5 protein-coding genes are annotated in these 8,219 nt (G+C 75.8%); 2 read left to right on the plus strand and 3 right to left on the minus strand.

What is annotated here, in order from left to right; translation table 11 throughout:
• Positions 1 to 314: 314 nt before the first annotated feature.
• Positions 315 to 863, plus strand: coding sequence for a DUF4232 domain-containing protein (locus tag ABZW32_RS23835; protein WP_356218983.1), 549 nt, complete (start codon positions 315 to 317; stop codon positions 861 to 863).
• 37 nt (positions 864 to 900) lie between these two features.
• On the opposite strand, the gene ABZW32_RS23840 is transcribed toward ABZW32_RS23835, so the two are convergent.
• From ABZW32_RS23840 to ABZW32_RS23850, 3 genes are all read right to left on the minus strand, one after another.
• Complete coding sequence (locus tag ABZW32_RS23840) at positions 901 to 1,512, minus strand: nucleoside/nucleotide kinase family protein (RefSeq protein ID WP_356218986.1); 612 nt, start codon at positions 1,510 to 1,512, stop codon at positions 901 to 903.
• A gap of 58 nt (positions 1,513 to 1,570) precedes the next feature.
• A complete protein-coding gene (locus ABZW32_RS23845; RefSeq protein ID WP_356218988.1) occupies positions 1,571 to 2,632 on the minus strand; it encodes an NAD(P)-dependent oxidoreductase in 1,062 nt (353 codons plus the stop codon).
• A 137-nt stretch (positions 2,633 to 2,769) separates the two neighbouring features.
• Positions 2,770 to 6,399 carry a hypothetical protein gene (locus tag ABZW32_RS23850; protein WP_356218991.1) on the minus strand — a complete coding sequence of 1,210 codons (3,630 nt, stop codon included), beginning with the start codon at positions 6,397 to 6,399 and terminating at the stop codon, positions 2,770 to 2,772.
• 648 nt (positions 6,400 to 7,047) lie between these two features.
• Here ABZW32_RS23850 and ABZW32_RS23855 point away from each other — a divergent pair.
• Entirely contained in the window at positions 7,048 to 8,163 is a 1,116-nt protein-coding gene (locus ABZW32_RS23855) for a mechanosensitive ion channel family protein (protein WP_356218994.1), read from the plus strand.
• Positions 8,164 to 8,219: the final 56 nt, after the last annotated feature.

Raw genomic sequence — 8,219 nt, forward strand, 5'->3', positions numbered from 1 at the left:
CCGGAGCCGCGCCTTGCAGATCGTGTTGTCAGACGTCTCCAGGAACACCGAGCCGGAACTGGCGTGGACCCAGTCGTCATGGCAGGCGGTTCGCCTCCGTCAAGGCGAAGTTCCCGGGGAGCTGCCCGTGCGGTCAGCCCTACGCCGCCGGGGACACCATCGTCAAGCTGGCCTCCCGTTGGGGCCACCCCGACTGCGCCGGATCGGACGACCGAGGCGGCGGCCCGCCCCCCGTGGGATAGTGGAACGGGGTCGAACCGACATCGAACGGGGTGGCCGGATCCTGGCGCCCCCTGTCGGGGGGTGGAGCACGTATGAAGGGCACGAGGAGAAGCGGCGCGGCCAAGGCCCCGCTGGCGTTGCTCGCGACGAGCCTGCTGACCGCGGGGCTGCTGGCCGGGACCGGTACGGCGTCGGCCGCGGCCATGGCCTCGACGGGAGCCCGGGCGCCGGCCGCGGCCTGCACCGGCGCGCAGCTCACGGCCGACAGCGCGCAACGGGTGGGGTCCAACGGGGTACGGGTGACCGTCACCAACACGGGCTCCAAGCCGTGCACGCTCAAGGGCTTCCCGACCGTGGGCCTCGCGGGCCTGGGATCGCCCGGCAGCAACAAGGGGCTGACCGTCGTCCGCCAAGGCCAGGCGCGCACCGTGCAGTTGCCGGTGGGCGGCAAGGCCACGACCCTGCTGACCTTCACGCCGGTACTCGGAGAGGCCGACGGCTACTGCGCTTCCGGCGGGAAGCCCGTGGTCGCCCCCACGATCGTGGTGGGTGTCGCGGGAGCGGGCACCCAGCTGGCGCCGGACGACGGCGGCGACTTCGCCCTGTGCGGCAACAGCGTGCGCGCCACGGCCTTCCGCTGACGTCGCCCGGCACCGCCGGTGCGCCGCACCGGGTGGGTCAGTCCACCACCAGGTCGGCCCGGTGGCGGCCGGCCTCGATCAGCCGGGCGTTGGCCTCGTCCGAGCGGGAGACCCACCGGGCCGCGTCCGCCTCGCTCCTGCCGTGCAGCACGTGCCGGGCGACGAGGCGGCGTACGCGCACGTCCTCGTCGGGAGCCAGGTACCAGGTCTCGTCCAGCAGGGGGCGCAGCCCCGCCCACTCCCCCGCCTCGTACAGCAGGTAGTTGCCCTCGGTGATCACCAGCGGTACTCCGGGAGGCACCGCGATGCTGCCGGCGACGGGTTCCTCCAGCCTGCGGTCGAAGGCCGGGGCGTAGACCACCTCGGGGGCCGCCGCGCGCAGCCGCCCGAGCAGGGCCCGGTATCCGGCGGCGTCGAAGGTGTCCGGCGCCCCCTTGCGGTCCGCGCGCCCCAGCCGGACGAGCTCGGCCTGGGCGAGGTGGTACCCGTCCATCGGTACGACGACCGCCCGTTCGGGGCCCAGCGCCCGCGCGAGCCGCTCGGCCAGGGTCGACTTGCCCGCTCCCGGCGGTCCCGCGATGCCGAGGATCCGCCGTCCGCCCGCGACCGCCAGGGCCCGGGCCCGGTCTTCCAGTTCCGCCCACTCCACCCCCGTATCGTGCCACCGCGGCGGGCCCGCGCGTCCCACGGTCATGCGTGCACCACGCTCATGCGCTCACCACGGGGATGCCGTCCGGGCGGTCGCCGAGGAGGGCCGCGATGTGGTCCGCGCAGTGCAGGGCCGCGGTGCTCATGGCGCTCCTGGTCATCCCGGCGACGTGCGGGGTCAGCAGGGCGTTCGGCAGGCCGGCCAGCGCGGACTCGAAGGCCGCGTGCTCATGGGCGAAGGTGTCGACCGCGGCGGCCGCCAGGGGATGCCCGGGGTCGCGCAGGGCGTCGGCCAGGGCCTGTTCGTCGACGATGCCGCCGCGGGCGGTGTTCAGCAGGATCGAGCCGGGGCGCATCAGCGCCAGCTCCGCCCGCCCGATCATCCCCCGGGTCGCCGCCGTGAGCGGCAGGTGCAGGGAGACCACGTCGCTGGTCGTGAGCAGGGCCGTGAGGGAGCGGACCGGGCGGGCCGGTTCCCGGGCCCGGTGCTGCCGGGACAGGCCCTGGACGTCCATGCCCAGGGCCGCCGCCCGCCCGGCCAGTGCCGAGCCGGTGCGGCCCAGACCGACGATGCCCAGGGTCAGCTCCGACAGCTGCGCGGCCGGAGCCGCCGGGGCTCGCCAGACACCCCGGTGCGCGGTCGCGTTGTGGGCCGGCAGGTCGCGGGTCAGGGCGAGGAGCTGGGCCAGCGCGAACTCGGCGACGGCGCCCGCGTTGGAGCCGGGGGTGTGGGTGACCGTGACGCCGTGACGGGCGGCGGCGGGCAGGTCGACGTGGTCGGTGCCCGCCCCGGCCCGCCCGATCACCCGCAGCGGGCGCACGAGCGCGGGATCGGTGGCCGCGGCGAGGAACCCGGCGCGCAGGGGCACGCCGGCGCGGGACTTGAGCGCGTCGTAGCCCTGTGCGCCGTGGACGGTCGCGGCGGTCAGGGCGGACTCGTCGAAGGCGTCGAAGTCGGTGAACTCCACCCGGTCGCCCCAGGCGTCCCGGGCCCCGGCGTGGTCGGCGACCCTGCGGAGGTTCAGCGTGACCTCCAGTCCGTGGCCGAGCAGGCGGTCCAGTTCGCGGGCCATCAGCTCGCCGGGGGCCGCGTCGAGCAGCAGGATCCGCGCCGTGTCCATGTGAGTCGTCCCTTCCTCGTCCACGCAGCCTACGGCGGCCGCACACGGCGTCCGCCCGTACGGCCGTTGGCCGTACGGGCGTTGGCCGTACGGGCGTTGGCCGTACGGGCGTTGGCCGTACGGGCGTTCGCGCCGCGTCAGGCCAGCAGTGCGGCCACCGGTGACAGGGGCTCCCACGCCGGGTCCCGGCCCGTGAGCCGGTCGGTGACGCGCCGCCAGGCCTCCGGGTCGCTGCCGAGGCGGGTGGCCACGAGGGCGGTGAGGGCGGTCAGGGCGGCGTGTGCCTGCTCCGGGGCGTCCGTACGGCGGGTCACTCCGCTCAGGTAGGCCAGCATCAGCGCCGCCGGGGCCGCCACCTCCAGCAGGTCGGTGCCGGTGAGCATGCCGGAGGCGAGCAGTCCGTCGAGCTGGGTCGACAGCGGGCAGTGGTACAGCCCGCCCAGCCCGTACCGGGCGCGGGCCCGGGTGAGTTCCGCGCCGCCGGGCAGGCCGTCCGGGCCCGGCTCCCGGAACAGGGCGGCGTGACGCAGGCGCAGGCCCTCGGGGGCGTCCACATGGTTGACGACCCAACCCCAGTGCGGCAACGGCTCCTCGGTGTGGGCGGCCTCCACGGCCGCCCAGTCGATGCCGCCGGGCACGGTGGCCGCCCCACCGGGGGCATGCCAGGCGGGACGGTCGCGCCGCAGCCGTGCGATGAACTTGGCCGGGGCCAGTTCCCGGTCGGCCCGGGCTCGGAGCACGGCCGCCGGATCCGCGGACGTCAGCGCCTTCGCGCACAGGGTGGCCGCCGCCCGGCCGAGCAGGTCGCGTCGGACCAGGGCGGCGAGCCGGTCGGTGCCGCCGTGTTCGAGCAGGTTCAGGCAGCCGAGGACCTGCTGGAGGAGGCTCAGGTCGCGCCCTTCCCGGACGAAGACCTCCTCGATCAGGTCCGGCTCGGCCGAGTGGAGCCAGCGGACGCCTCCGACCAGTCGTCCGGACGGGTCCTGCCGTGCCTCCGCCAGCGCGAGCGCGCCGACGGTCACCGCCCGCGTGCCGGGCGTGCCGTGGGTGCGGGACCGGGCCACGATGCGCCGGCCCGTCGGCGCGGTGGTGCCGTGGCGCAGGAGGGTCAGGTCCACCTCCGGGTCGTCGAGGTCGGCGAGCAGTACGTCGGAGCCGACCTCCAGCCGGCGGGTCCGGGCGGCGAGGACGCGCAGGGCCTGCGGATCGCGTCCGGCCAGCAGTCGGCCGAAGGCGGTACGGGGGGTCCGCTCGTGGCGCATCAGGTACGCGGCGAGCAGCCAGGGCCCGTCGGGGCCGAGGCGGGGCAGGACCGCGTCGACGGTGTCGGCGTCCGCCAGGCAGAGCAGGGTGCCGATCGGCCAGGTCCAGAGGTGGTCGCCCCGTCCCACGCGCTTGAGGGCCTCGTCCGGTGTGGTGGGCACCGCGTCCTCCACCGGCCGGTACGCGGGGTTCTGCGCGAGTGCGTCGGCGGGTTCGGCGGCGAGTTCCAGCAGCTCGGTCCAGGTGGGTCCGGTCGCCGACCGGGGGTCGGAGGATCCGGCGGCGGCCGACGCGGTCGCGGCCAGGCGCAGCCAGGCTTCGGGGTCGGTGCCGAGGGTCGAGCGCAGCAGCCGTCCGACGGCGGCCCGCCAGGCTTCGGCGAAAGCGAGGCGGCGCCAGTCCGACGGGAGGCGGAGCAGGCGGGCGGCCGGCAGCAGGCCGGGGAGTTCCTCGGCCGGGAGGAGGCCCTGGGTGTAGGCCGCCTCGGTGAGCGCGGTGCTGGAGCCCCAGCTCCGGGGGAGCTCCGCACGCACTTCGGCGAAGCCGGGCGCGGTGGGCCAGGAGCCTTCGTGGGGCGACTCGACGCCGTGCTCCGCGCAGGCGCGGACGAGCCATCGGGGGGTGGCGAGACCCGGGGCGTCCTCCTGCCAGTGGCGGGCCAGGAAGCGGAGCACGCCGGGGTCGGCGGGCAGGGGGAGCTCGTCCGGGGCGGCGGCGAGGGAGCGCAGCAGGTCGAGGGCCGCCAGTGCGGCCCGTTCCTCCCGCCGCTGCGGAACCGGGGGCGGCTCGACCCCGGGGACCTCGTCGCCGGGGACCTCGTCGCCGGTGGCCTCGGCCCCGCTCCCGTTCCCGGGGTCGTTCCGCGGGCCGGCCGGCTGCCCGGTGCGCGTGTCCCCGCCCCGGGGGTTCTCCGTGGGCGCGGTGGGCGGGGTGTCGCCCGCCTCCGTGATCAGGGTGTGGAGGGTGCCCCGGTGGTCCGGCAGGAGGGTGTCCAGGGCGGTCCAGGCCTCGGGGCGCTCTCCGAGGTGGGCCTCGGTCAGCGCGCGGAGGGCCGCCGGGGCGGCATCGCCGAGCCGTCCGCGGTCGGCCAGCCGGGTCAGTGCGCCGAGCGCGTGCACGGCGGGGTGTGCGGTGCCGACCAGTTCGACCGGGTCCAGCAGCCCGGCGGTGACCATGCCCTCCGCCCAGGGGGCGGCGGAGTCGTCCAGGGGTTCCCGGGCGAGGCGGAGCGCGGGCGGGTGCGTGTTCCCCGCCCTGCGGCCGCCCTCGCGCCAGGGCTCGTTGAGGACGCTCAGGCGGAACGCGAGGCGCTGCTCGTCGCTCGCGTCCTCGTGGCGGGCCAGCTCCTCGCACGCCTTGGGCATGAACGGGGTGGCCGCGTGGGCCTCGGCCAGGGCCGGCAGGTCGTGCGCGTACGGTTCGGCGAGCAGGTCGCGCAGGGTGCTGGTGCCGCGGGCGGTGGCCAGCAGGGCCGGGAGCCGCGCGGGGTCCCCGTAGGGCTCGCACCCCTCGCGCAGGCGTCGCAGCGCGGCGCCGTCGTTCGATCGGGCTTCGGCGGCGAGCGCCTTTTCGACGGCCGCGACGACGGGGATGCTCAGGCTCCACGCGAGGGTCCGGTCGTCGAGGATGGCGCGCACCGCCGCCGGTCCGGCGCATTCCCACACGCGGACGAGCGCGTACCGCTGGACGACCCCCCGCCCGTTGAAGAGCAGCAGGGCGCGGGTGGTCAGCTGCGGGTCACCGGAGCCGAGCAGGGGCGTGAGCCAGCCGGCAGGCGGGTTCCCGTCGGGGGCGGTCAGTTCGGCCCGCAGGTCCGCGTCCATCGGGACCCGGTCGAGGCGGTGCGCGAGGGTGCGGCGCAGGGACGGGGTGCAGCGCGGGTTGCGGTAGACGGCCGCGCCGACCCGGGGGTCGCCCGTGGCGAGCAACCCTGCGAGGGCCCGGGAGTCGATCCGGCTGTGGCGGGCCAGGGCGGTACGGGTCCGGGTGTCCCCGTGTCCGGTGACGGCGGCGACGAGGCCGGGTCCCGGGAGCGAACCGCCGGAGAGCAGTTCCTCGACCGTCCGGTCGGGCAGGGCGGCCAGCACGGCCGCCGCTTCCTCGGGCCCGGCGTGCTCCAGGAGCAGCCCCAGGGTGCCGTCCACGCTGCGGGGTACGGGCCTGCGGACCGCGCCGGGGCCCGCCGCCGGTGCGGGACCGGGTACGTCGGCCAGCAGGGCGGGCAAGGTGCCCCGGTGCGTGCCCAGTGCGTCGCGCAGGGCGAGCCAGCGGGCGGTACGGCCCGCGAGGTGATCGCGTATCAGTTCCCGCAGGCGGGCCGCGGCTTCGTCGTCCGCCCCGCCGGCGGCGGTGACGCCCGCGCCGACGGATCGCGCGGGGCGTGCCTCCTCGACCACCCGGAGTGCGGAGCCGTTCGGAGGCGCGGTCTCGGGGGTGCTCGCGGGTGAGGGCGCGAGGAGGCCCCGCACCACGTCGGCGGTCGAACTGTTCTGCGAGTGACTCATGATCGCCATGCTAGGGCGGGGGGCTGACAACGGGTGTCGGCCGGCGATCGCTCAGCCCAGGAGCGCCCGGGTGATCTGCCGGGTGGTCCGGGTGGCGATCCGGGGGCCGGTGGCGGTGTGGACGTTCAGGCCGGTGGCCAGGGCCCGGCCGCGGCCCCGAGCGCCGCTTCCCGCAGGCGGGTCGTCCCCCTCGCACCGAACCGGTCGCCGGCTCGCCGTCGATCCAGCGGGACACCGCCCACGGTCACGGGCGGGGCAGGCGGACCGACGGTTCGCCGCCGAGCCGGTGGATCACGCGGTCGGAGCCGGCCGGCCCGAAGGGTCGCAGGGGCAGCGCCGCCCGTACGGGACATCACACCGCGGGCCGGCCGCGCGCACCGAACGGTTGACCGGCGGGTGGCGGCGGGGCCGGGGCGGCAGGGCGGTCGTATGCCCGGCCCACCTGCGGAGTCTTCGGTTCCATGAGGGAGGATGGCAGCTCGCCCCGGATGCGCACACCCTTGCGAACGGGGTCGGCACGCAACACGACCTGACAGGTGACATCGTGACGACACAACACATACGGCGAGCGTCGGCGGCGCTCCTCGCCGCCGCCCCGGTCCCGTCCCCGGCGTCGGCTCCGGACGCGCGAGGCCCGGAGGACGTCCGTTGACCCGTGATCTCGTCCTGCACGACTGGGTGGTCGTCGCCATCGCCCTGGCCTCGGGCTGCGTGGCGGGGCTGTTGGTGCGCGCCCTGTTGAAGTGGCTGGCCAAGCACGCCCTCCGGACCAAGTGGACCGGGGACGATCTGATCGTCGACTCGCTGCGCACCGTCGCGCCGTGGGCCGCGGTCATCGCGGGCGTGGCCGTGGCGGTGTCGGCTCTGCCGCTCACCGCCCGGATCGGGGGGCTGGTGAACCAGTCCCTGACCGCCCTGCTCATCCTCATCTCCACGGTCACCGCGGCCCGGGTCGTCGCGGGTCTCGTGCAGTCGGTGGCGCAGTCCCGGACGGGGGTCGCGGCCTCCGCGTCCATCTTCGTGAACATCACGCGGATCGTGGTGCTGACGATGGGCGTGCTCGTGGCCCTCGAAACCGTCGGGGTGTCCATCGCCCCGCTGGTCACCGCCCTCGGCGTCGGCGGTCTCGCGGTCGCCCTCGCGCTGCAGGACACCCTCGCCAACCTCTTCGCCGGCGTCCACATCCTCGCCTCGAAGACGGTCCAGCCGGGTGACTACATCCGGCTCAGCAGCGGGGAGGAGGGGTACGTCGTCGACATCAACTGGCGCAACAGCGTGGTGCGCAACCTGTCGAACAACCTGGTGATCATCCCCAACGGGCGCCTGGCGCGGACCAACATGACCAACTACACGCAGCCCGAGCAGAAGCTGTCGATCCTCGTGCAGGTCGGAGTGGGCTACGAGAGCGACCTGGAGCACGTCGAGGCGATCACGCTCGACGTCGTGGACAGCGTGATGGCCGACATCATCGGTGGCGTGCCCGACCACGAGGCGGCGGTGCGCTTCCACACGTTCGCCGACTCCAGGATCAACTTCACGGTGATCCTGGGTGTGGGCGAGTTCAGCGACCAGTACCGGATCAAGCACGAGTTCATCAAGCGCCTGCACCAGCGGTACCGGGCCGAGGGCATCTCGATCCCCGCCCCCGCGCGGACGGTATCGCTCCGCCAGGACGGCCCTCTGGTGGCTCCCTCCGGGCCGCCCGTGCTCCCGCACCAGCGCGACGCCTCGTCGGACGCGCTCCTGGCGGACCGGCAGCCGTAGCGGTCGCGACGACGGCAGCGGTGAGGCACGGCGCCGGCCCCGGGGGTACTCCCCCG

This window comes from Streptomyces sp. NPDC004667 (assembly GCF_040609475.1).
GTDB lineage: Bacteria > Actinomycetota > Actinomycetes > Streptomycetales > Streptomycetaceae > Streptomyces.

Coding starts and splice junctions, on each gene's coding strand:
- ABZW32_RS23845 (WP_356218988.1), bottom strand. CDS start 2,632: ATGGACACGGCGCGGATCCTGCTGCTCGACGCGGCCCCCGGCGAGCTG.
- ABZW32_RS23835 (WP_356218983.1), top strand. CDS start 315: ATGAAGGGCACGAGGAGAAGCGGCGCGGCCAAGGCCCCGCTGGCGTTG.
- ABZW32_RS23850 (WP_356218991.1), bottom strand. CDS start 6,399: ATGAGTCACTCGCAGAACAGTTCGACCGCCGACGTGGTGCGGGGCCTC.